Consider the following 23530-nt stretch of genomic DNA (forward strand, 5'->3'; position numbering starts at 1 on the left):
GCTCAGGTAATGGGCTGTTGAGGCAGATTTTTTTCCAGCAGTGTGTCGATGACCCGGTACAACTCCTTGTAGCGCAACGGCTTGATGACATAAGCGTTGCAGCCCGCCAGGCGGATCTTCTCCTCGTCTTCCTTCATGGCCATCGCGGTCAGTGCAATCACCGGGATCGCAGCTGTGCCGGCATCTTTCTTCAACAGCGATGTGGCGGTCAGGCCGTCCATCTCCGGCAGATGGATATCCATCAGGATCAGGTCGGGCTGACGCTCGCGAGCCAGTTTCAGGCCGCTTTCGGCATCGACGGCCGACAGCACGGCGTGCCCGGCGCTGGTCAGTAACAGCTCTGCCAGACGCATGTTCGCCGCATTGTCTTCAATGATCAGGATCTGGGCCATCGCGCCTCCACTGATTCAGTTGGGCGGACGGGCAGCCAGACCACGAAGCGTGCGCCGAGGTCCTTCACGCTGGCCACTGCGACGCAGCCGCCGTGCAGTTCGCTGAGCTGCTTGACCATCGCCAGACCCAGTCCGGTGCCTTCGAATTTGCGTGCCAGACCGCTGTCGATCTGGCTGAATGCCTTGAACAGCTTGTTCATGTCGCTCTGGGCGATGCCGATTCCGGTGTCGCTGACACTCAGTTCGAGAAACTGCCCACAGTCATCGGGCGGAAGTGCAAACCCGTAAGTCGGCCAGTCACCGTCGATAAGACCTGCCTGGGACGCCGGCACCAGACGCACCGCCAGCGTTACCCAGCCACCGGGCTCGCTGAATTTCACGGCGTTGGCCAGCAGGTTGTAGACGATCTGCTTGGTCTTGCGCCGATCGAGCTCAAGCTCACCGAATTCGGCCTCTGTTTCCAGCTTCAACTGAATGTGTTGCAGGGCGGCTTGCTCGCGCACGATCAGCAGGCTGTTGCTCAACAGTTCGTCCAGATCGACCGACTCGAGCTCCAGCGTCATCATGCCGGCCTCGACCTTGGACAGGTCGAGGATGTCATTGATCAGCGACAGCAGGTGCTGGCCGCTGTTAAAGATATCGCCTATGTAGCGTCGCTGGGCATCGGTCATGTCGCCGACCATGCCGTCCTTGAGTGCCTCGGAAAAACCGATCACGGCGTTCAGCGGCGTGCGCAGCTCGTGGGACATGGTGGCAAGAAACTCGGACTTCATGTGGCTGGCGTGTTCCAGCTCGATATTCTTTTCTTCCAGCGTCCGCTCGAAACGCTTGCGCTCGGTTACATCGCGGGCTGCGGCGAAGACCCCCTTGAGCTTGCGGTCACGGTCATGAAAGGTCGCAGCGTTGTAGGACACCACGGTTTCAGTGCCGTCGTAGGCGCGCACGGTGAGTTCGTAGTCACTGACCTTGTGCTCGCTGAGCACGCGCTTGATCGCGGCATCGGCACTCGCCGGGTCAGTGAAGAAATTCTTGCAGGGCGCACCGATCAACTCATCGCGGGTGCGTCCGGTCAGGGCCATCATCTGCTTGTTGACGTCGGAAATGATGCCTTGCGGATCAGTCATCATCAGTGCATCGATGTTCGATTCGATCAGCGAGCGGGTATAGAACTGTTGGTCCCGCAAGCGCTGATCCAACAAGGCCTGAGCCTCTTCTTCCTGCTTGCGCGCCGTGTTGTCGGTGCCGATCAGCAGATAACCGATGATGGTTTCGGCGCTGTCGCGCAGTGACGTGACCGAGACCATGGCCGACAGGCGGCTGCCGTCCTTGCGGATGTAGGTCAGTTCGTAAATGTCTTCGATGCCGCGCGAAGCCTTGAACACCAGCGCCTCGAAGCCAGGCGTGATGGGCGTATTGAGTTCATGGCTGAGGGCTGCCGCGCGGATGATGAGCTCGGCGGGGTCAGAGATGTCCGCAGGTGTGATTTTGTCGACCACGTCCTCGGAGTGATAACCGAGCATGCGTTCGGCGCCGACATTGAATATCTGGATAACGCCGTGTTCGTCGGTTGCGATGCTTGAGAAGTAAGCGCTGTTGAAAATTGCATCCTGCAGTGCGCCGGTCTTGAGGAGGATTTTCTGACGGCGAGATTCGACGATTTTTTCAGCTCGAGACTGAGCGTCGACAAGCGGGCGGTCCACTGGCGAGGTTGGCATATGACTTCCCGGTACTACCTGACCTTTTTGCCATTACGGCCGTAATCACACTACGGACATCCATTCAAATGGATGATAAGAGGTTCATGGACGATACCAGATCGTTATCGGCAAACTAGTTATTAAATGAACCCTTTCGGAATATATTTTCGATAAACGACTTCAATCGACTAACGCTTGCCTGGAATTCCATATTTTCGCAGGCGATGAGCGATGGCGGTGTGCGAAGTATGCAGGCGATTGGCCAGTTGGCGGGTGGAAGGATAGTCCGCGTAAAGCTTTTCCAGCAGATTCCGCTCGAAGGCTTCGACGGCATGTTCGAGGCTGTCGATCGAGCTGTCGTTCTGACGCGCCACTGCGGTGCCCGCGATATCCAGGTCGCCTATATCCACTTGAGTGTGTTCGCAGATGGCGGCCGCGCGAAAAATCACGTTTTGCAATTGCCGCACATTGCCTGGCCAGCGGTTGCCGAGCAGGGCAGGGTAGGTGCCGGGTGCAAGCCTGCAGACCGGGCGCTGAATTTGTGCGCACGCCTGCTCCATGAAATATCGGGCCAGCAACAGAATGTCCTGACCGCGCTCGCGCAACGGCGGAACCTCCAGATTGAGGACATTGAGGCGGTAGAACAGGTCTTCGCGGAAGGTGCCTTCGCTGACCATCTTTTCCAGGTCGCGGTGGGTGGCGCTGAGAATGCGCACATTGACCCGTACTTCGCGATCGCCACCGACGCGGCGGAAGCTGCCATCGTTTAGGAAACGCAGCAGTTTGGCCTGCAGATAGGGTGACATTTCGCCGATTTCATCGAGGAATACGGTGCCTTGGTTGGCCAGTTCCATCAGCCCCGGTTTGCCGCCGCGTTGCGCTCCGGTAAAGGCCCCCGGGGCATAGCCGAACAGTTCGCTTTCGGCGAGGTTTTCCGGCAGTGCTGCGCAGTTCAGGGCCAGGAACGGTTCGCCGTGGCGGGCGCTGCTGGCGTGACAGGCGCGGGCGACCAGCTCTTTGCCAGTGCCGGTTTCGCCCTGAATCAGCAGCGGGGCGTCCAGCGCCGCCACCCGTTGCGCTCGCGCCTTTAGGGTGCGGATGGCGGCCGAGTCGCCGAGCAGGGCGTCGAAACCTTCGGCGTGATCATGGTGCAATGCCGACAGGCGTTCGCCGATTCGGCTGGGCAGGTACAGGGTAATCAGCGCGCCGGCTTCGGTGATGGGCGTGGCATCCAGCAGCAGCGCTTCACCGTTCAGGGTGATCTCGCGCAGCGGCAGGCGAAAGCCGTTTTCCAGCAACGCGACGTGCAGGCTGGGGTCGCTGAACAGCTCACCGATGGACTCGCCCGCAGGCTCCCGGCCAATCAGCGCGATGAGTGCCGGGTTGGCCAGCAGCACATGCCCGGCGCTGTCGAGTGCCAGCACCGGGTCGGTCATGGCGGCGAGCAACGCGTCCAGCTGCAGGTGGCGCCGCTGACCCGGAAGGATATCGACCACGGTGATCGCTTCTACACCGCGGACCCGAAACAGTGCGTCCTTGAGCTCTTCGAGCATTTGCGGGCTGAGGGTCGGCGCATCGATGTACACGTTGGGCGGCACCATCTCCACCGCGTCCAGATTCAGATTGCGTCCACCCAGAATCGCCAGCACTTCCTGGGTGATACCGACGCGGTCGATGAAGCTGACATGGATGCGCATGAGGCGTTGACGGTTCGCGAATGAGAAGGCGGCAAGTATGCCTTGTGGCGGCAGGTTTGGTGAAATCCGCTGGTGTACGTCCGAGCCTCGTTCCTCACGCTCCTGCACACACCTATCGTTCCTCACGCTCCAGCGTGGGAATGCTCTTTGTGACGCTCTGCGTCATGGATTTACGCCATTCCGCTCATTCTGGAGAGGACGCAGAGCGTCCAGAACGGCATACCCACGCAGAGCATGGGCACAATGATGTTCTTGCGCGCGCCTATCGTTCCTCACGCTCCAGCGTGGGAATGCCGTTCGTGACGCTCCGCGTCATGGATTCGCGCCGCCCCGCCCACTCAGGAGAGGACGCAGAGCGTCCAGTACGGCGTGATCACGATGGCGTTCTCCGGCCTCGACAGCGCTGGCTTACTCCAGATGCTCCTGCTTCACCGGGTCGCCTGACTTGGCGTGGAGTTTGTCGCGAATGTCCTCGAACATTAGGTCGTAGTCCTTGTGCTGGGCGATGGGCAGCGCGGCCGAGTTGGGCAAGCCGTGCCTTATCGCGATGCGACTCGCGTTATGGGCGAAGTTGAAGGCAAGGTCACGGGGCAACAGGTATCGCTCTTCGAACGGCTTGCCATTGATTTCGCCCTGCATGGTGAAATGCATGGACGTGCCTTGCTTGGGATCTTCCTCCACGTTGTAGCGCAAGTGGATGTCATAGCTGATATCCGACGGTTGAAGCGCCACGTGGGTGAGGTGCAGATGGCCTGGCTCGTACATGAAGTGACTCCATCAAGGGGTGAGTGTGCTCAGTCAGACACTGACCGCGACAGGACGGTTCAGCTTTGCGCAGGGTGCCGCGCGCCGCATGCCTGCGCTCAACGGTCGATCTTGTCCGGTTCCGGCCTCGACCAGATCCATAGATTGCCCAGTGCCATCCCCGTGAGTGCAAGGTACAGCCACCAGGCATGGCCGATGAGGCTCAGCATCACCACGGCACAGACAAGCATGCTGAGGGTGGCGCTGATCTTGGCCTTGCGGGCGACCAGTCGGCCGTTACGCCAGTTGTACAGTATTGGCCCGAACACGCGGTGGTTTTCCAGCCAGGCGTTCAGCCTTGGCGAACTGCGTGTTGCCGCCCAGGCGGCCAGCAGAATGAACTCGGTGGTTGGCAGGCCGGGAACGAAGATCGCAACGATGCCTATGCCCAACGCGGTATAGGCGAGGATGCCGTATAAAAGGCGTGAAAGTCTTGAGCCGGGTGGTTTGTACGTCATGGTCTCTACAGGCAGGTTCGGGGAGCCCGGCCAGCTTAACAGCACCGGGCGCTTTTTCATGCCTGTGCCAGTTCTGTGACGGGAGCATGGGCGTAGGCGTGCTGCAGCAACACGTTGAAACGCTCGAATGCGGCGATGGCGCCGCGATCGAGCTCTGCTTCCTGTTCGGCGCTCAGTGGCAGTTCATCAAGCGTCCGGACAAAGGCTTTCCAGCCGGCAGCCCGGCCCCCGGCAGGTTCACCCAAATGTCGCGCGCCGAAGCTGTCGCTCAGGCTCAAGGCTTGGGCACGTTTGATCAGGAATGCTGCACCGAGCTTGGAACCCTCGGAGACGAACAGCCAGCCGAGCGCTTCTGCGCTGCTCGGTTTTTGCACTGCACCCGCCACTGGCAGGGGAAGGTCGATGTTCAGATCGGCAAGGTCTGCCCTGGCCTGTTCGGCCCGGCAGCGTGCCGGCAGGTCGCCGATGATCGCCTGAAGCGCAGGGTCGCCGTACAGGTGTTGCAGTTCTGCCTGAAACAGGTACTGAGCAACTACGAAGCGCGAATAGCTGGCCAGGGTGTCAAACGGCGCATGGGCCTTGACCGCCTTGTCGAGCTGTTCGTGCGGCGCGTGGGTAATCTGGCTCAGGCGTTGCGAACGCAGAGTCGGTCGGTTCTGATCAAGGGGCATCGTAGTCTTCCTTGTTGAAAAAGGGCTTGTTGAATAGACGAATAGCCAGGCCTGAAAGCGTAAAAAAGCCTGCCGTTCGATGATTCAACGGCGGGCTTTCAGAGGCGCTCGGGCTCAGATGTCCCACACCACGTTGACGCTGAAATTGCGTCCCGGCTGGGTCAGGCGATCGAGGTTGGCGGGTGCGGTTACGCCGGCTTCTCCCACGCCGTCATAGCCGCGCACATCGTCCCAGCGCCAGTATTTTTTATCGGTCAGGTTGTACAGGCCTGCGTTGACGGTCACGTCATCACTGACCTTGTAGTAGCCGGTCAGGTCCAGAATGCCGAAGCCCGGTGTCCTGAACTGGCTGGAGGTGCCATCCGGCGTGTGGAAGTTGCTGTCATCCACGCGGTTCTTGCGCTTGACCAGGGTCCAGCTCAACAGACCGCCGTAGTGATCGCGGTCATAACCCAACCCCACGACTCCGGTCAGCGGGTTGACGCTGTTGAGCGGCTCGCCCGTGTCGTCGTTGCGGCCGTGCAGATAGGCGACGGAGGCCTGGCTGTAGAGGCCGTTCGGCGCACCCAGGCTGTCGAGGTTCAGACGGCCTTTGAGTTCGGCGCCTTTGAGGGTGGCGTGCCGGATGTTGTTGGACTGGAACGTGAGTTCGCTGTAGCCGGGTGTGATGGCGTCCTCGTTGATGAAGTCGCGGTACTTGTTGTAGAACACCGCGATGTCGAACGAGCCGGATTCGAAACGACCGCGCAGCCCGGTTTCGTAACTTTTGCTCGTTTCGGGCTTCAGGTTCGGATTGGGTTCGACCACGTACCCGGCCGTCGGGTTTTCGAAGCGTCCGTAAAGTGACTTGGCCGAAGGCGTGCGGAAGCCCTCGGCATACTGGCCGTACCACGTGTAGGCATCGCTGAATGCGTAAGTCACGCCCAGCTTGGGCGACAGGCGATGCCAGGTTCGCGTTTCATCGTTCGCCTGGCTTGGGTCGGTCAGGCTGACCGACCTGAGGAATTGCGAGGTGAAGGTCGGATCAAGCCGGGTGTGGTCGTAACGCACGCCAGGCAGGAAGGTCCAGTCATTCCAGCTGATCTGATCCTGCGCGAACAACGCGTAGCTGGTGATGGTCGGGTCGGGGAAATCACTCGTTGCGGCCAGCCGGTCGCTCGGGCTGTCTGCACCGACAGCGCGGCAGGAGCCGAAGACTCGCGCACAAGTGCCGCTGCCGCTGCGCAATCCGGTGACTTTCTGGCGCTTGATCGTTGTGCCGTAGGTCAGCACGTGGTCGGTGCTGGCAACGGAGAATGCCTTGTCCAGCTGGGCATCGAACACCCACTGCTTTTCCTGATACTGCGTGTCGCGTTCACGAATGACATCGCGGGAGAACGGAAAGTAACGTTCCCGGGTGCTCTGATCGGTTTTCGCGATCTGATAGTTCAAGCTCCACTTGACGTTGTCGACCAGCAGGCTGTCGAGGGCGAAGCTGTTTTCGATCCCGAAGCGCTCGCGGGTGATGGTGTCGTTACCCTCGCGCGACTGATACATCCCCAGACCGCTGCCGTTGGTGAATGGCCCGCCGACTGCGCTTTTCAGATTGCTGTCGCGGTCGTCCTTGTACTTTTCATAGGCCAGCGCCAGACGCGAACCGTCGCCGTAGTTCCAGCCCAGTTTGCCCAGCACGTTGGTGCTGCGCGCATCCTCAGGGTTGGCTTGCGTACGGCTCAAACCGGTACCGCCGGTGCTGCCATAGGATTCGGTTTCATGGCCATTGCGCTGGCTGAGGTGCAGCAAGCCGTCGAATTCGCCCTGACGGCCTGCGACCGTGGCCGAGTTGAGCCAGCTTTGGTCTGCCGAGCTGTAGCCGGTTTTCAACCGTGCGCCGACATCCTTGCCAGGCTTGATGATGTCATCCGGGTCCAGTGTGTAGTAACTGACCACGCCACCAATGGCGCTGCTGCCGTAGAGGGCCGAAGCGGGACCACGGAGGATTTCCACGCGCTTGACGATCTCCGGGTCGACATAGTTGCGGTGAGTTTGCGCATAAGGGCCGGTAAAAAAGCTGTCGGGCACCTCGACGCCGTCGACCTGAGTCAGGATCCGGTTGCCGTCGATACCGCGAATGTTATAGCCGGTTGTGCCCGCACGCTGGCCTGCGCCACCCACCGTAACCCCCGGCTCGTAGCGCACCAGATCGCGGATCGTGTTGATGTTGTCGCGGTCCAGTTCCTCACGGGTATGTACGCTGACAGTGCTCGGCACCGTGGCGACATCCTGGGCCTGGCGTGTGGCGCTGACAGTGATCTGATCCAGCGCCATGACGCCAGCGGTGGTGGCGCGTTTTTCCAGCACGACGCTGTTATTGCCCAGATTGCGGTAGCTCAGCGAGCTGCCGGAAAGCATGCTGTCCAGCGCCTGCGCGGCGCTCAGGTCGCCGCTGGCTCCTGGAGAGATGACGTTTTGGGCGAGCCCCGCCGACATGCCGACCTGCCAGCCGGTCACGCGGCTGAACTCGTTCAGCGCCGACACCAGAGGTTGCTGACTGATCGAGAACGGGTAGGTGCCCGCCGGGCGTGTCGCCGGTGTACTTTCACTGACAGCACTGGCGTTTGCCACTTGCAGACTGGCGCCCAGTACCGCAATCGTCAGGAGAGAAAGCGTAAGCCTTGCGCGTTGTCGGGCGACAGGCGTGAACGTGGATGACATCGGTAGCGCTCCCTGGGGTGTTGCTCGTCATAGTGTTTACAAGCTGCTTCAAAATGAGAATCAGTTGCATTGGCTATGACTAGACGAACGGGCAGTCGCTATCGAGTAAAAAAACTTTCCTTCAGTTGAGAATCACCAGTGCGGGCATTTCATGAAGGCTTGCCGACGTGATCTGCGCCAGCGAACGCACCACGTCGAGCGGGTTGTCCAGGCGGTAGTTGCCGGTGACGGCAACACGGTCCAGTTGTGCATTGGTGCTGACGATCCAGCCTGGATAGTAACGGCGCAGCTCAGCCAGTACGTCGCTCAGCGGGGAATTGTTGAAGATCAGTCGGCCCTGCACCCAGGCCAGGTCCCGGACCGGGTCAAGCTTTTCACGCTGCCCAAACCCGTCAGGCCCCACGCGAACGCTGTCTCCAGCGCCCAGACTGAGGCTGGAGTCACCATGGGTGGCATGCACGTCGACAGCGCCGCGTTGCACGTGTACCTGCGCGACACCGTTCAGATAGCGCACCGAAAACGCGGTGCTGTTGGCGCTCATGCGCACCGGACCGGCTTCGATTTCCAATGGCAGCCCTGGCTTCGGCGTGACGTCGAAGAAGGCTTCACCCTGATACAAGCGGGCAGAGCGCTGTTTTTCCCCGACCTGACTGGAGAACGCCGAATCAGTATTGAGCAGCACCTTCGATCCGTCCGCCAGCTCCAGGCGCTGGCGCTCACCGACGACCGTCAGATGATCGGCCTGCAGGCGCAAGGGCAGATTGCTGAAGCTGAACAGCCCCAACAGCAGCACCGCTGCAGTGGCCAGAGGTTTCCAGTGGGGACGGGCACGCTGCCATGCCGAGCGCTTGCGCGGTGGTGCGATGTTTTCGGCTGCGTGCCGAACCGGCTGCGAGCTCCAGAGCGTCCGGGCTTTCTCGAATGCGCGGGCATGTTCAGGGTCGGCATTCAGCCATTCCTGAAAACGCGCCTGCAGTGCATCGTCTGCGCCTTCCAGTTCGATCAGCCAGGTCAGGGCCTGATCCATTGCAGCGTTGCTCAACACGTCCTGCGCGATCGCGTGCGGGCGTTCTGTTTTCGGGGCCACGATGTTCCTCGGCAATCCTGAAACTGTATCGATATGAGTCTGGCAGCGTGCGGCAGGGTTCAGGGCGGGTCAAGCCTGGAAAGGACGCCTATGCAGATCGCCATGATCAGTTTCAATTCTTTTTGTACGGTACTGGCAGAGACCTGCAACTGCTCGGCAATTTCCAGATAACTGCGGCCATCGAGACGGCTGAGGGTAAAGATTTTCTGCTGGCGCGGGCTCAGCGTGCTCAGACTGGCGCTGAGGTTCTCCAGCAGGCGCTTGGCATGTGCAGCATCTTCGGGCGAGCCCAGCTGGGCCACGACATTTTCGAGCCGTGCAGGCGACACGTCTTCGAGCATGGTCCGGCCGTGGATGCGCCGCGCACGCAAATGATCCAGCGCCAGGTTGCGAGCGGTCTGGAAAACGAAGGGTTCAAGATGAGCGACCGGATGTTCGGTCAATGCACGGCTGACGCGCAGCCAGGTTTCCTGAAGCAGGTCTTCAGCAGCGCTTTGATTGCCAACCATGCGTTGCAGAGTGCGTAACAGAACCGGGCGCTGGGCCAGAAACACGTTGTTGAAGTCTGAGTGCGACACGGAGGAGACCGACCGGAGATTCGAACAAATGATAATGCTTCTCATCTTCGGGGCGGGTCAAGCCTGGATCTGTAAATATTTGTCCGCCAGACGCTCGCTAAAGATCGGACGCACACGCCCGAAGCTGCATGCCCACGCAGTGCATGGGCATGAGAGCAGGTGCTTGGCTGGACTGTCCTTTACTGCGCGTTATGCAGTGCCAGGCAGTTGTCGAGCATGCGATTGGAGAACGCCCATTCGTTGTCGTACCACGACAGTACCTTGAGCAGCTTGCCGCTGACCTTGGTGTGGTTGGCATCGAAGATCGACGACAGCGGGTTGTGGTTGAAGTCGTGGGAGACCAGCGGCAGCGTGTTGTAGCCGAGCACTTTGGAGTGCTGACTGGCTTCTTTCATCAGCGCGTTGACTTCATCGACGGTGGTTTCGCGCTTCAGGGTTACGGTCAGGTCGACCAGCGAAACGTTGATGACCGGTACACGCACAGCCATGCCGGTGAGTTTGCCTGCCAGTTCCGGCAGCACCAGACCTACCGCTTCGGCAGCGCCGGTCTTGCTCGGGATCATCGATTGCGTGGCCGAGCGGGCGCGGTACGGATCGGTGTGATAGACATCGATCAGGTTCTGGTCGTTGGTGTAGGCATGAATGGTGGTCATCAGGCCGTTTTCGATACCCAATTCGCGATGCAGCACTTGAGCGACCGGGGCCAGGCAGTTGGTGGTGCACGAGGCGCTGGAGATGATCTGGTGCGACTGGCGCAGCGTGTCGTGGTTGACACCATAGACGATGGTGGCATCGGCACCGCTGGCCGGCGCGGAGATAATCACCTTGCGGGCGCCGGCGGTGAGGTGCGCAGCAGCCTTATCGCGGCTGGTGAACAGACCGGTGCATTCGAACACCACGTCGATGTCCTGCGCTTTCCACGGCAGCTCGGCCGGATTGCGAATGGCACTGACCGAAATACGGTCACCATTGACGGTCAGGCTGTCCTTGTCACACTCGACCGTGCCGCTGAAAGGGCCGTGTACGGTGTCGAAGCGCAGCAGGTGTGCGTTCATTTCGCTGTCGCCAAGATCGTTGATGGCGACGACCTGCAGGTCCTGACGGTAGCCTTGGGTATACAGTGCGCGTAGGACGTTGCGGCCGATTCGGCCAAAACCGTTGATTGCGATACGAAGAGTCATACAGCCGTCCTTCTGAATTTGTTGTTGGAATTACAAGATTATTCTCATAGAAATAGAAAACAAGCCTTTTTAGTGGCAATATTTTGTTTTATCTACAACTACAAGCCTGAAAGGCACTCCCAGTTGATCGAGATCAGGGTTTTGCTCCCTGACAGTCACTGCTCGAAAACCGGAGCCGTCTTTACGGGTGACCTTAGACGTTAGCCTGGAGTTCATCACATGCATCCCCGCGTCCTTGAAGTAACCGAGCGTCTCATCGCCCGCAGTCGCGATACCCGTCAGCGCTACCTTCAATTGATTCGCGGCGCAGCGAGCGATGGCCCGATGCGCGGCAAGCTCCAATGCGCCAACTTTGCCCACGGCGTCGCTGCCTGCGGCCCGGAAGACAAGCAAAGCCTGCGTCTGATGAACGCCGCCAACGTGGCCATCGTCTCTTCCTACAACGAGATGCTCTCGGCGCATCAACCCTACGAACACTTCCCAAACCAGATCAAACAGGCTTTACGTGACATTGGTTCGGTCGGTCAGTTTGCCGGCGGTGTGCCGGCCATGTGCGATGGCGTGACCCAGGGCGAGCCTGGCATGGAGCTGGCCATTGCCAGCCGTGAAGTGATTGCCATGTCTACCGCGGTTGCCCTGTCGCACAACATGTTCGACGCCGCGATGATGCTGGGCATCTGCGACAAGATCGTGCCCGGCCTGATGATGGGCGCGTTGCGGTTCGGTCATCTGCCGACCATTTTCGTGCCCGGCGGGCCGATGGTTTCAGGCATCTCCAACAAGGAAAAAGCCGACGTACGGCAGCGGTATGCGGAAGGCAAGGCCACCCGTGAAGAGTTGCTCGACTCGGAAATGAAGTCGTATCACGGTCCGGGAACCTGCACCTTCTACGGCACCGCCAACACCAACCAGCTGGTGATGGAAGTGATGGGTATGCACCTTCCGGGTGCTTCGTTCGTCAATCCCTACACCCCCTTGCGTGATGCACTGACCGTCGAAGCGGCTCGCCAGGTGACGCGTCTGACCATGCAGAGCGGCAGCTTCATGCCGATCGGCGAGATCGTCGACGAGCGCTCGCTGGTCAATTCCATCGTTGCGCTGCACGCGACAGGCGGCTCGACCAACCACACCCTGCACATGCCGGCCATTGCCCAGGCCGCGGGCATTCAGCTGACCTGGCAGGACATGGCCGATCTGTCGGAAGTGGTACCGACCCTCAGTCACGTCTACCCCAACGGCAAAGCCGATATCAACCACTTCCAGGCGGCAGGCGGCATGTCGTTCCTGATTCGCGAGCTGCTGGCTGCCGGTCTGCTGCACGAAAACGTCAACACCGTGGCCGGTTATGGCCTCAGCCGCTACACCAAAGAGCCGTTCCTGGAAGACGGCAAACTGGTCTGGCGTGAAGGGCCGCTCGAAAGCCTCGATGAAAACATCCTGCGCCCGGTTGCCCGTCCGTTCTCGCCGGAAGGTGGTCTGCGGGTCATGGAAGGCAACCTGGGCCGTGGCGTGATGAAAGTGTCCGCCGTGGCTCCGGAACATCAGATCGTCGAAGCGCCGGCCAAGGTGTTCCAGGATCAGAAGGAACTGGCCGATGCCTTCACGGCGGGCGAGCTGGAGTGCGATTTCGTCGCCGTGATGCGTTTCCAGGGGCCGCGCTGCAATGGCATGCCCGAGCTGCACAAGATGACGCCGTTTCTGGGTGTCCTTCAGGATCGCGGGTTCAAGGTTGCGCTGGTCACCGATGGACGTATGTCGGGCGCCTCGGGCAAGATCCCGGCGGCGATTCATGTCTGCCCGGAGGCGTTCGATGGTGGCCCATTGGCTCTTGTGCGTGATGGCGATGTGATTCGTGTGGATGGTGTAAAAGGCACGTTACAAGTTCTGGTCGAAGCGTCAGAATTGGCCGCCAGAGAACCGGCCATCAACCAGATCGACAACAGTGTCGGCTGCGGTCGCGAGCTTTTTGGATTCATGCGCATGGCCTTCAGCTCCGCAGAGCAAGGCGCCAGCGCCTTTACCTCTAGTCTGGAGACGCTTAAGTGAAGTTGGCCCTGGTCGGTGATATAGGCGGTACCAATGCACGTTTTGCCATTTGGGAAGACGACACGCTGCATTCTGTCCGGGTGTTCCCGACCATTGACTACGCGGGCCCGGAGAAGGCCATTGAAGTCTATCTGCAGGACCTGGAGCTGCAGCGCGGCGATATCGGTCATGTATGCCTGGCGGTGGCCGGGCCGGTGGATGGCGATTTTTTCCAGTTCACCAATAGCCACTGGCAGTTGAGCCGCAAGGCCTTCTGCGCCGACCTGCAGGTCGATGAACTGCTGCTGATCAACGACTTCACCGCCATGGCGCTGGGCATGACCCGGCTCAAGGACGATGAATACCTGACGGTCTGCCATGGCGTCGGCAAGCCTGATCGGCCGCGCGTGGTGGTGGGGCCGGGGACCGGGCTGGGCGTCGGTACGCTGATCAAACTCGAAGGCAATCGCTGGATGGCGTTGCCGGGTGAGGGCGGTCATGCCGATCTGCCCATCGGCACCGCACGTGAGGCGCTGCTGTGGACGCGGCTGATGGCCGAGCACGAGCATGTCAGCGCCGAAGTCGTGCTCAGCGGTGCGGGCTTGCTGTTGCTGTATCAGGTCAGCTGCGCGCTGGACGACATCGAACCGGTGCTCAAATCACCTGCGGCGATCACCACGGCTGCCCTCTCGGGTGACCCAGTAGCGGCGGCGGTGCTGGAACAATTCTGCGTGTTTCTCGGCAGAGTGGTCGGCAACCATGTGCTGGCCCTGGGCAGCCTCGGCGGGGTTTATATCGTCGGTGGCGTGGTGCCGCGCTTCACTGAGTTCTTCATCAACAGCGGCTTCAAGCGCGCCATGGCCGAGAAGGGCGTCATGAGCGACTATTTCAACGGCCTGCCGGTGTGGCTGGTCACGGCTGAATATCCGGGCCTCATGGGTTCAGGCGTGGCTCTGCAACAGGCGTTTGCTGCGCAGATCTGAGTGATATGGCATAACAACAAGAATTCACAGCCAGACAAGGACGCTTCAACTTGAGCCCAGTCAGTAAATCGATCCTGTTGGTGGACGACGATCAGGAAATTCGCGAGTTGCTGGACACCTACCTGAGCCGCGCCGGTTTTCAGGTGCGCACAGTGGGCGACGGTGCGGATTTTCGTCGGGCGTTCAATGACGAGCCAAGCGATCTGCTGATCCTTGACGTCATGCTGCCCGATGAAGACGGTTTCAGTCTGTGTCGCTGGATCCGCCAGCACCCGCGTCAGCCGCATGTGCCGATCATCATGTTGACCGCCAGTTCGGACGAGGCCGACCGGGTCATCGGTCTGGAACTGGGGGCCGATGATTACCTAGGCAAGCCATTCAGCCCGCGCGAGCTTCAGGCCCGCATCAAGGCGCTGTTGCGACGTGCCCAGTTTGGTCAGGAGCGTCCGGGTGGCGATGTGATCCTGTTTGATGAGTGGCGACTGGACATGGTCAGCCACCGGCTGTTTCACAATGACGGCGAAGAGGTGATTCTGTCCGGCGCCGACTTTGCACTGCTCAAACTGTTTCTCGACAACCCGCAGCAGATCCTCGACCGCGACACCATCGGCAATGCCACGCGTGGACGTGAGTTGATGCCGCTGGAGCGCATCGTCGACATGGCGGTCAGTCGCCTGCGTCAGCGTCTGCGCGACACCGGCAAGTCACCGCGCCTGATCCGCACCATTCGCGGCAGTGGTTACCTGCTGGCCGCAAACGTCAACTCGCAAGCGGGCAACGGCTATTAAACCGACAGGGGCAGGCGCGAAGAGAAACGGCCTGCCGCTGCCGCGCTCGTTGTTGGGGCGCATGTTGCTGCTGACCTTGCTGGCGGTGCTCCTGGCTCAGGCGCTTTCCAGCGTGATCTGGCTGTCTCAATTGCGTGCCACGCAGATGGAAGGCCTGGTGACCAGTGCGCGCAGCCTGGCGTACTCGATGGCGGCCAGTGTCAGCTACTTTCGCTCATTGCCGCTGGCTTACCGGCCCATGGTGCTCGACCAGTTACGCAGTATGGGCGGCACACGGTTCGTGGTGTCACTCAACGATCATCCGCTGGACATGCAGATCATGCAGCCAACCCCTCGCAAGCAGGCGGTGCTGGACGTGGTGGGCGAGGTGCTGCGCCAGCGTCTGGGCAATGGGCCAGACATCACCGTCTGGTTCGCGCGGCCCGAAGAACTGCGCATCTTCAACAGCGGCCTCAAGCTCGACGAGCTGCCGCGTTCCTGGGCGCATTACGCGCTGACACTTGAGCCGGTGAACCCGCCGGTGCTGGTCACGCAAATCGAAATGGCGCCAGGCGAGTGGTTCTACATCGCCTCGCTGCTGCCCGAACCCTACACCTCGCTGGAGGAGCAGGAACTGCCTCTTCAGCAGGTCTCGTTCATTGTCCTGACCAGCGTATTTCTGCTGCTGTTCATCGGGTTGCTGGTGCACTGGCAGAGCCGTCCGCTGAAACGTCTGGCGCGCGCCGCACGGGACATGTCGCTGGGCGCGGACGTCGAGCCTGTGGTCGAGGGCGGCGGCAGCGAAGTCATCGAGGTCAGCCGGGCGTTCAATGCCATGCGCACGCGGATCAGTCGCTACCTGACCGAGCGGGGGCAGTTGTTCAGTGCCATTTCCCATGATTTGCGTACGCCCATCACCCGTTTGCGCTTGCGGGTCGAGCTGCTCGAGGATGAGCAACTGCAACGCAAATTCAGTCGCGACCTGGACGAACTGGAGCTGCTGGTCAAGGGCGCGCTGCAGTGCGTCAAGGACACCGATATTCATGAAAATATCGAGCCGGTGGACCTCAACGCGCTGCTTGAATGTCTGGTCGAGCCCTGGCTGCTTGCTGATGGCAATGGGCGGGTCACGCAGCAGGGGGAGGCACAGGCTGCCTATTCAGGCAAACCGCTGGCGCTCAAGCGCTGCATCGGCAACCTGATCGACAACGCACTCAAATACGGTGACCGCGCACACCTGAAAGTCGAGGATGATGCCCAGGCGTTCGTGCTGCATGTCGATGATGAAGGCCCTGGCGTTCCCGAGCAGCGTCTTGAGCACGTTTTCGAACCGCATTTCCGCCTGGCCGGCAGTCAGCAGCAGGGCTACGGCCTCGGACTGGGCATCGCCCGCAACATTGCCCACAGTCATGGCGGCGAAGTCAGTCTGCAAAACCTGCGTAACGGAGGGTTGCGGGTAACGCTGTACCTGCCGAGAACTGAGGAATGACTCGCTGGTTAGTGGCTTTTGGCTGGTAATTACACCGGGATTTGAATTGTCACCATCCTGTGACAATTACGCGTCCCTTCGTTACTGTTGCCGTGTCAGGCTTGGTTAGACTCCCACGAAGCGCAAGCACCAGACTTGCTCATGCATAACAACAAGAAAGGTCAATTCGATGAATTCCATGTCACGTCTCGCTGTTGTCATCTCTCTCGCTTCGTTGTTCCCGCTGAGCGCTAACGCCGCTGAATCCAAAGGCACTGTTGAAGTGGTGCACTGGTGGACATCGGGTGGCGAAAAGGCTGCGGTCGATGTCCTGAGGGCTCAGGTTGAAAAGGACGGCTTTGTCTGGAAGGACAGCCCGGTTGCCGGTGGCGGAGGCGCGTCAGCCATGACGGTGCTCAAAAGCCGATCGGTAGCAGGCAATCCGCCAGGCGTCGCCCAGATCAAGGGTCCGGATATTCAGGAGTGGGCCTCTACCGGCCTGCTCGATACCGATGTGCTGAAAGAGGTTGCCAAGTCCGAGAAGTGGGACTCCCTGCTCGACAAGAAAGTCTCCGACACCGTGAAGTACGACGGTGATTATGTAGCAGTGCCGGTGAACATTCACCGCGTCAACTGGCTGTGGATCAACCCTGAAGTCTTCAAGAAAGCCGGTATCGACAAGGCGCCTGCAACGCTCGAAGAGTTCTACGCGGCAGGCGACAAGCTGAAGAAAGCCGGGTTCATCCCGCTTGCTCACGGCGGTCAGCCTTGGCAGGACAGCACGGTCTTCGAAGCTGTCGTGCTCTCGGTCATGGGCGCTGACGGTTACAAGAAGGCTCTGGTCGACCTGGACAAGGACGCGCTGACCGGCGAAGGCATGGTCAAGTCGCTCACCGAACTCAAGAAAGTCGCGACTTACATGGATGCCGACGGCAAGGGCCAGGACTGGAACCTGGAAGCTGCCAAGGTCATCAATGGCAAGGCCGGCATGCAGATCATGGGTGACTGGGCCAAGAGTGAATGGACCGCAGCCAAGAAGGTCGCCGGCAAGGATTACCAGTGCGTAGCCTTCCCGGGCACCGACAAGGCGTTCACCTACAACATCGACTCGCTGGCCGTGTTCAAGCAGAAAGACAAGAACACCGCTGCCGCACAGCAGGATCTGGCCAAAGTCGCGATGGGTGAGGATTTCCAGAAAGTCTTCAGCATCAATAAAGGTTCGATCCCGGTTCGCCAGGACATGCTTGCCGACATGGACAAGTACGGTTTCGACTCCTGTGCGAAAGCCGCTGCCAAGGACTTCCTCGCCGATTCGAAGACCGGTGGTCTGCAGCCGAGCATGGCCCACAACATGGCAACTACGCTGGGTGTTCAAGGTGCCTTCTTTGATGTGATCACCAATTACATCAACGACCCGGCGGCCGACCCGGCAGCAACGGCCAAAAAGCTGGCTGCTGCGGTCAAATCTGCCCAGTAACTCGTTCTGAACCCCCATTAACCGCAGCTCGCAGTGTTGAAATCCCTGGTTGATTTCACCTGCGACTGCGGCCTGGATTCGATACACCGCATGGGATACTCCCGATGAGTTCTGTCGCTGCGAACAGCAAAGCCTCGCCAATGGATGCGCTGCAACGCTGGCTACCAAAACTGGTGCTGGCCCCCAGCATGTTCATCGTGCTGGTGGGTTTCTACGGCTATATCCTCTGGACATTCGCACTCTCGTTCACCAACTCGACGTTCCTGCCTTCCTATAAATGGGTCGGTCTGGCGCAATACGCGCGTCTCATGGACAACGATCGCTGGTGGGTGGCAAGCAAGAACCTTGCGATCTTTGGCGGGATGTTCATTGCAATCAGCCTGGTGATCGGGGTCCTGCTGGCCGTCCTGCTGGACCAGCGGATTCGTCGCGAGGGCATGATTCGCACTATCTACCTGTACCCGATGGCGCTGTCGATGATCGTCACCGGTACGGCGTGGAAGTGGTTGCTCAACCCTGGCCTGGGCCTGGACAAGATGCTGCGCGACTGGGGCTGGGAAGGTTTTCGCCTTGACTGGCTGATTGACCCGGATCGCGTCGTGTACTGCCTGGTTATCGCTGCTGTGTGGCAGTCTTCCGGCTTCGTCATGGCGTTGTTTCTGGCGGGACTGCGTGGCGTCGATCAGTCGATCATTCGCGCGGCGCAGATGGATGGCGCGAGTTTGCCGATGATCTACTGGCGCGTTGTGCTGCCAAGCCTGCGTCCGGTGTTCTTTAGTGCCGTGATGATTCTTGCGCATATTGCCATCAAGAGCTTCGATCTGGTGGCGGCGATGACTGCTGGTGGTCCTGGCTACTCCTCGGACCTGCCTGCCATGTTCATGTATTCCTTTACATTCAGCCGTGGCCAGATGGGCGTTGGCTCTGCCAGTGCGATTCTGATGCTCGGCGCGATCCTGGCGATTCTGGTGCCGTATCTGTATTCCGAGCTGAGGACTAAACGCCATGAGTAGTCATGTTGGCAAACCGGGCATCAGCTTCAGTCGTGTTCTGATTTACGCGGTGCTGATGCTGGCCTGTCTGATTTATCTGGTGCCGTTGGTGGTCATGCTGCTCACCAGTTTCAAGACCCCTGAGGATATAGGCACCGGGAACCTGCTGAGCTGGCCAAGCGTGGTCACGGCAATCGGCTGGATAAAAGCGTGGGATATCGTCGATGGTTATTTCTGGAACTCGGTCAAAATCACCGTTCCGGCTGTGATCATTTCCACGACAATTGGCGCGATCAATGGATACGTGCTGTCGATGTGGCGCTTCAAGGGCTCGCAGTTGTTCTTCGGTCTGTTGCTGTTCGGTTGCTTTCTGCCGTTTCAGACCGTGTTGCTACCTGCGTCTTACACCCTTGGCAAGATCGGCCTGGCCAGCACGACCACCGGGCTGGTGTTTGTTCATGTGGTCTACGGGCTGGCATTTACCACGCTATTCTTCCGTAATTACTACGTCAGCATTCCCGACGCGCTGGTCAAGGCTGCACGACTGGACGGTGCCGGTTTCTTCACCATCTTCGGGCGCATCATTCTGCCGATGTCCACGCCCATCGTGATGGTCTGTCTGATCTGGCAGTTCACCCAGATCTGGAACGATTTCCTGTTCGGCGTTGTGTTCTCCAGCGGCGAGTCTCAGCCGATCACCGTGGCCCTGAACAATCTGGTCAACACCAGCACAGGTGCCAAGGAATACAACGTTGACATGGCGGCGGCGATGATTGCCGGCCTGCCGACACTGCTGGTCTACGTACTGGCTGGCAAGTATTTCCTGCGTGGGCTCACGGCCGGCGCGGTCAAGGGGTAATCATGGCGACTCTCGAATTACGCAACGTCAACAAGACCTACGGCAGCAACCTGCCGGACACACTCAAGAACATCGACCTGTCGATCAAGGATGGCGAGTTCCTGATTCTGGTCGGTCCATCGGGCTGCGGTAAATCCACCCTGATGAACTGCATTGCCGGTCTGGAAGGCATCAGTGGCGGTGAGATTCTGATCGACGGCCAGGACGTCAGCGGCACCAGCCCCAAGGACCGCGACATTGCCATGGTCTTTCAGTCCTACGCCCTGTATCCGACCATGAGCGTGCGTGAAAACATCGCCTTCGGGTTGAAGATCCGCAAGATGCCGCAAGCCGACATCGACGCTGAAGTGGCTCGCGTTGCCAAGCTGTTGCAGATCGAGCACCTGCTCAATCGCAAGCCGGGTCAGATGTCCGGTGGCCAGCAGCAGCGTGTCGCGATGGGGCGTGCCCTGGCACGTCGACCGAAGATCTACCTGTTCGACGAGCCACTGTCCAACCTCGACGCCAAGTTGCGCGTCGAGATGCGTACCGAAATGAAGCTGATGCATCAGCGCCTCAAAACCACCACTGTCTATGTGACCCACGATCAGATCGAGGCCATGACGCTGGGTGACAAGGTGGCGGTGATGAAGGACGGTATCGTCCAGCAGTTCGGTACGCCCAAGCAGATCTACACCGATCCGGCCAACCTGTTCGTCGCCAGTTTCATCGGTTCGCCGCCGATGAACTTCATTCCGCTGCGCCTGCAACGCAAGGATGGCCAGTTGATCGCTGCGCTTGATAGCGGTCTGGCACGTTGCGAACTGCCGGTGGGCGTGTCCGATGCAGGCCTTGAAGATCGAGAAATCATTCTCGGTATTCGCCCTGAACAGATTATGCTGGCCGGCGCTGAATCGACCGGGCTGCCGACCATTCGCGCGGAGGTCCAGGTGACCGAGCCGACCGGTCCGGATACGCTGGTATTCGTCACGCTCAACCAGAGCAAGGTCTGCTGTCGCCTTGCCCCGGATGTCGCGCCCCAGGTGGGTGAGAGCCTTACCCTGCAGTTCGATCCTACCAGAGTGCTGATTTTCGATGCTCAGAGCGGTGAGCGTCTTGGCGTGCTGGGAGCGCGGCAGGCGGCCGAACGGGAAAACAATGTGTCACCGGTCGAGCCGCAAGTGATAAATTGATTCAGCAACGAGCATCGCTGGCTGGCCGTTGGCTGCCAAAACGCACGGCCGACCAGCGAACACAGGGCAGTGAATGAAGCAACACGTTTACCAAAGCTAATAACAATAAAACGAGGATTGATGGGATGAAGAAGATCAACAAAGGTAAATCGCTTTCCCGGCTCCAGTTGGTATGCAAGCTGTCGGCGTTGGGTGCGATGGGTCTGGCAGGCAGCGTTCACGCCGCCGAGCCATTTGCCGCAGATTCACCCTGGATGACGGGTGACTGGGGTGGCAAGCGCACCGAGTTGCTGGACAAGGGTTACGACTTCTCGCTGGAATACGTTTCCGAGATGGCCAGCAACCTCAAGGGCGGCTACAACGACGACACCACCGGTCGTTACAGCGACCAGTTCGCGCTGGGCATGAAAGTCGATTTGCAGAAGGTTCTCGGCTGGCAAGACGCAGAGTTCAAGCTGGCAATCACCGAACGTAGCGGTCGCAACATCTCCAATGACCGTATCGGCGATCCTCGCGCCGGTACACTCAGCTCCTCCCAGGAAGTCTGGGGCCGTGGTCAGACCTGGCGCCTGACCCAGATGTGGATCAAGCAGAAGTACTTCGACGGCGCGCTGGACGTCAAGGCCGGCCGTTTCGGTCCGGGCGAAGACTTCAACAGCTTCCCGTGCGACTTCCAGAACCTGTCGTTCTGCGGCTCGCAGGTCGGTAACTACGTAAGCACATGGTACAACTGGCCAATCAGCCAGTGGGCGTTGCGCATCAAGTACAACATCACGCCTGAAGTCTATGCACAGGTCGGTGTGTACGAGCAGAACCCGTCCAACCTTGAAACAGGCAACGGCTTCAAGCTCAGTGGCAGTGGCACCGAAGGCATGATTCTGCCGGTCGAACTGGTCTGGACGCCATCCTTCAACTCGTTGCCCGGTGAGTACCGCGTCGGTTACTACAAGAGCACGCCGAACGCCAATGACGTCTATGAAGACGTGAATGGTCAGCCGCAGGCTTTGACTGGGGCAGCGTTCAAGTCGCACAGCAGCAAGCATGGCTGGTGGGTCGTGGCTCAGCAACAACTCACCACTCATGATGGCGATGCGTCGCGTGGTCTCAGCATCTTTGCCAACGCCACCGTGCATGACAAGGCGACCAACTTCGTCGACAACTACCAGCAGATCGGTTTCACGTACAAAGGTCCGTTCAACTCGCGTCCGAAAGATGACATCGGTATCGGTATCGCCCGTATCCACGTCAACGACGATGTGCAGGATCGCGTGCGTCTGGCCAACCAGATCAGCGGTATCAATGACTACGACAACCCTGGCTACCTGCCGGTCCAGAGCACTGAGTACAACTCTGAAATCTACTACGGCTTCCATGTCACCAACTGGCTGACCGTGCGTCCCAACCTGCAGTACATCAAGCATCCTGGTGGCGTAGATCAGGTTGATGATGCGCTGGTAGCGGGCATCAAGATCCAGTCGAAGTTCTGATTATTGACTGACGCGTAACGCGATCAAGGGTCGTGTGTGCTTTGCGGGCAGCCTGGCTGCCCGTTTTTTTTGGCTTGATCCTTTTATTTTTCAGGGACGCGATTGGCGATGACCACTCACGACGCGCAACTGCCTGATCATCCATTGCAACGCTTCTTCCGATCCCGACGTGCCAGACCTACTTTCGAGTGGGAGCGCCATCAGCTGCGCGATGTACTGGTCATCGACCACCCGCAATGTCAGGCCGTGTTCAGTCGCCAGGGCGCGCAATTGCTGCATTTCCAGCCGCAGGGCCAGAAACCCTGGCTCTGGTGTGCCGCGCAGTGGCCACAGGTGGGCGCCATTCGTGGAGGCGTGCCGGTCTGTTGGCCGTGGTATGGCCGGCATCCCGGCGAGAGCGGCTGGCCGGCGCACGGCTGGGGGCGTTTGCTGGACTGGAAACTGATTGACAGCAGTGAGAGTGAGGAGGGCGTTAGTCTGCACTGGCGCCTGCAACTGTGGGACTGGCAGGTCGATCTGCATGCCGAACTGGGGCAGGGCATGGAACTGCGTCTGAGCACGCGTCACGAGGACAGCGAACCGTGTCACTTCAGCCATGCGCTGCACGCGTATTGGCGGATCGGCGATGTGTCTGAAGTCGCACTGGAGGGACTCGACGGCGCACAGGGTTATGACGAACTCAGCCGACAGGCGTGTCAGCAACAAGGCGAACTGCGCGTGGCAGGCGCCTGCCAGCGCGTATTCGAACACGCCGGCGCCGTACAGCTCCAGGACCCGATCTGGCAGCGCAGGCTCAACATCGACACCGGCGACAGCACCAACACCGTCGTCTGGCACCCCGGCAGCAGACCGCTCCTCGGCGTATGCGGCAGCGAGACCGCAGGCTTCGTCCGCGTCGAAGCCGCCTCAGGCTCCGGCGACACCTTCAGCCTGCGGCCCGGAGAACAGGTGCAGCTCAAACTGCAAGCCAGCCTGGCAGGGTGAGTTGCAGATGACGCAGAGCGTCTGCACGCTAGTCAAACCCCGATGGCACAGACGACG

The 23530-nt window shown here is 59.8% G+C and carries 20 protein-coding genes; 10 read left to right on the plus strand and 10 right to left on the minus strand.

The features are described from left to right. Window positions 1–2: 2 nt before the first annotated feature. The 10 genes from P406_RS17275 to gap all read right to left on the minus strand — a co-directional run bounded on the left by P406_RS17275 (window position 3) and on the right by gap (window position 11259). Window positions 3–392: a response regulator gene (locus tag P406_RS17275; RefSeq protein ID WP_046236834.1), complete on the minus strand. Its 390-nt coding sequence runs from the start codon at window positions 390–392 to the stop codon at window positions 3–5. Continuing rightward, the gene (locus P406_RS17280) at window positions 377–2107 is read right to left on the minus strand and encodes a PAS domain-containing sensor histidine kinase (protein ID WP_046236835.1); all 1731 of its coding nucleotides are present in this window, start codon (window positions 2105–2107) and stop codon (window positions 377–379) included. Before P406_RS17280 ends, P406_RS17275 begins: the two co-directional genes overlap by 16 nt. A gap of 170 nt (window positions 2108–2277) precedes the next feature. Continuing rightward, window positions 2278–3786 (minus strand): transcriptional regulator GcsR, encoded by a 1509-nt coding sequence (gene gcsR / locus P406_RS17285; protein ID WP_003408932.1) that lies wholly within the window; start codon window positions 3784–3786, stop codon window positions 2278–2280. Between the two features lie 408 nt (window positions 3787–4194). Continuing rightward, on the minus strand, window positions 4195–4551 hold the full coding sequence (locus tag P406_RS17290; protein ID WP_046236836.1) for a DUF5064 family protein: 357 nt from the start codon (window positions 4549–4551) through the stop codon (window positions 4195–4197). 98 nt (window positions 4552–4649) lie between these two features. Beyond that, window positions 4650–5108, minus strand: a complete 459-nt coding sequence (locus tag P406_RS17295) for a YbaN family protein (protein WP_003341801.1) — start codon at window positions 5106–5108, stop codon at window positions 4650–4652. Further along, entirely contained in the window at window positions 5105–5719 is a 615-nt protein-coding gene (locus tag P406_RS17300) for a biliverdin-producing heme oxygenase (protein WP_003341804.1), read from the minus strand. Before P406_RS17300 ends, P406_RS17295 begins: the two co-directional genes overlap by 4 nt. A 114-nt stretch (window positions 5720–5833) precedes the next feature. Next, window positions 5834–8413: a TonB-dependent receptor gene (locus tag P406_RS17305; protein ID WP_046236837.1), complete on the minus strand. Its 2580-nt coding sequence runs from the start codon at window positions 8411–8413 to the stop codon at window positions 5834–5836. 121 nt (window positions 8414–8534) lie between these two features. Then, window positions 8535–9500 carry a FecR family protein gene (locus tag P406_RS17310; RefSeq protein ID WP_046236838.1) on the minus strand — a complete coding sequence of 322 codons (966 nt, stop codon included), beginning with the start codon at window positions 9498–9500 and terminating at the stop codon, window positions 8535–8537. Window positions 9501–9559: 59 nt separating this feature from the next. After that, window positions 9560–10078, minus strand: a complete 519-nt coding sequence (locus P406_RS17315; protein ID WP_003415260.1) for an RNA polymerase sigma factor — start codon at window positions 10076–10078, stop codon at window positions 9560–9562. A gap of 179 nt (window positions 10079–10257) precedes the next feature. Beyond that, window positions 10258–11259, minus strand: a complete 1002-nt coding sequence (gene gap / locus P406_RS17320) for a type I glyceraldehyde-3-phosphate dehydrogenase (protein ID WP_003408944.1) — start codon at window positions 11257–11259, stop codon at window positions 10258–10260. 219 nt (window positions 11260–11478) lie between these two features. On the opposite strand from gap, the gene edd reads away from it, so the two are divergent. The 10 genes from edd to P406_RS17370 all read left to right on the plus strand — a co-directional run bounded on the left by edd (window position 11479) and on the right by P406_RS17370 (window position 23473). Next, on the plus strand, window positions 11479–13305 hold the full coding sequence (edd, locus tag P406_RS17325; protein WP_046236839.1) for a phosphogluconate dehydratase: 1827 nt from the start codon (window positions 11479–11481) through the stop codon (window positions 13303–13305). Next, window positions 13302–14267: a glucokinase gene (locus P406_RS17330; RefSeq protein ID WP_003415265.1), complete on the plus strand. Its 966-nt coding sequence runs from the start codon at window positions 13302–13304 to the stop codon at window positions 14265–14267. The genes edd and P406_RS17330 overlap by 4 nt, the downstream gene beginning before the upstream one ends. A gap of 50 nt (window positions 14268–14317) precedes the next feature. Next, window positions 14318–15055, plus strand: coding sequence for a response regulator (locus P406_RS17335; RefSeq protein WP_003408952.1), 738 nt, complete (start codon window positions 14318–14320; stop codon window positions 15053–15055). Between the two features lie 61 nt (window positions 15056–15116). Continuing rightward, window positions 15117–16523, plus strand: a complete 1407-nt coding sequence (locus P406_RS17340; RefSeq protein WP_046236847.1) for an ATP-binding protein — start codon at window positions 15117–15119, stop codon at window positions 16521–16523. 169 nt (window positions 16524–16692) lie between these two features. Beyond that, window positions 16693–17979 (plus strand): ABC transporter substrate-binding protein, encoded by a 1287-nt coding sequence (locus tag P406_RS17345; protein ID WP_046236840.1) that lies wholly within the window; start codon window positions 16693–16695, stop codon window positions 17977–17979. A 104-nt stretch (window positions 17980–18083) separates the two neighbouring features. Next, window positions 18084–18992, plus strand: a complete 909-nt coding sequence (locus P406_RS17350) for a carbohydrate ABC transporter permease (protein WP_046236841.1) — start codon at window positions 18084–18086, stop codon at window positions 18990–18992. Next, window positions 18985–19830 carry a carbohydrate ABC transporter permease gene (locus tag P406_RS17355; RefSeq protein WP_046236842.1) on the plus strand — a complete coding sequence of 282 codons (846 nt, stop codon included), beginning with the start codon at window positions 18985–18987 and terminating at the stop codon, window positions 19828–19830. Before P406_RS17350 ends, P406_RS17355 begins: the two co-directional genes overlap by 8 nt. A 2-nt stretch (window positions 19831–19832) precedes the next feature. Further along, on the plus strand, window positions 19833–21002 hold the full coding sequence (locus tag P406_RS17360) for an ABC transporter ATP-binding protein (protein ID WP_046236843.1): 1170 nt from the start codon (window positions 19833–19835) through the stop codon (window positions 21000–21002). Window positions 21003–21127: 125 nt separating this feature from the next. Continuing rightward, the gene (locus P406_RS17365; RefSeq protein ID WP_003408960.1) at window positions 21128–22489 is read left to right on the plus strand and encodes a carbohydrate porin; all 1362 of its coding nucleotides are present in this window, start codon (window positions 21128–21130) and stop codon (window positions 22487–22489) included. 108 nt (window positions 22490–22597) lie between these two features. After that, window positions 22598–23473: a D-hexose-6-phosphate mutarotase gene (locus tag P406_RS17370; protein WP_046236844.1), complete on the plus strand. Its 876-nt coding sequence runs from the start codon at window positions 22598–22600 to the stop codon at window positions 23471–23473. Window positions 23474–23530 lie beyond the last annotated feature (57 nt).

Source organism: Pseudomonas syringae pv. coryli str. NCPPB 4273 (genome assembly GCF_000972175.1).
In the GTDB taxonomy this organism is placed as follows: domain Bacteria; phylum Pseudomonadota; class Gammaproteobacteria; order Pseudomonadales; family Pseudomonadaceae; genus Aquipseudomonas; species Aquipseudomonas syringae.

Coding starts and splice junctions, on each gene's coding strand:
- P406_RS17295 (WP_003341801.1), bottom strand. CDS start 5,108: ATGAAAAAGCGCCCGGTGCTGTTAAGCTGGCCGGGCTCCCCGAACCTG.
- P406_RS17275 (WP_046236834.1), bottom strand. CDS start 392: ATGGCCCAGATCCTGATCATTGAAGACAATGCGGCGAACATGCGTCTG.
- edd (WP_046236839.1), top strand. CDS start 11,479: ATGCATCCCCGCGTCCTTGAAGTAACCGAGCGTCTCATCGCCCGCAGT.
- P406_RS17280 (WP_046236835.1), bottom strand. CDS start 2,107: ATGCCAACCTCGCCAGTGGACCGCCCGCTTGTCGACGCTCAGTCTCGA.
- P406_RS17350 (WP_046236841.1), top strand. CDS start 18,084: ATGAGTTCTGTCGCTGCGAACAGCAAAGCCTCGCCAATGGATGCGCTG.
- P406_RS17365 (WP_003408960.1), top strand. CDS start 21,128: ATGAAGAAGATCAACAAAGGTAAATCGCTTTCCCGGCTCCAGTTGGTA.
- P406_RS17340 (WP_046236847.1), top strand. CDS start 15,117: ATGTTGCTGCTGACCTTGCTGGCGGTGCTCCTGGCTCAGGCGCTTTCC.
- P406_RS17370 (WP_046236844.1), top strand. CDS start 22,598: ATGACCACTCACGACGCGCAACTGCCTGATCATCCATTGCAACGCTTC.
- P406_RS17355 (WP_046236842.1), top strand. CDS start 18,985: ATGAGTAGTCATGTTGGCAAACCGGGCATCAGCTTCAGTCGTGTTCTG.
- P406_RS17345 (WP_046236840.1), top strand. CDS start 16,693: ATGAATTCCATGTCACGTCTCGCTGTTGTCATCTCTCTCGCTTCGTTG.
- P406_RS17360 (WP_046236843.1), top strand. CDS start 19,833: ATGGCGACTCTCGAATTACGCAACGTCAACAAGACCTACGGCAGCAAC.
- P406_RS17290 (WP_046236836.1), bottom strand. CDS start 4,551: ATGTACGAGCCAGGCCATCTGCACCTCACCCACGTGGCGCTTCAACCG.
- gcsR (WP_003408932.1), bottom strand. CDS start 3,786: ATGCGCATCCATGTCAGCTTCATCGACCGCGTCGGTATCACCCAGGAA.
- P406_RS17305 (WP_046236837.1), bottom strand. CDS start 8,413: ATGTCATCCACGTTCACGCCTGTCGCCCGACAACGCGCAAGGCTTACG.
- P406_RS17300 (WP_003341804.1), bottom strand. CDS start 5,719: ATGCCCCTTGATCAGAACCGACCGACTCTGCGTTCGCAACGCCTGAGC.
- gap (WP_003408944.1), bottom strand. CDS start 11,259: ATGACTCTTCGTATCGCAATCAACGGTTTTGGCCGAATCGGCCGCAAC.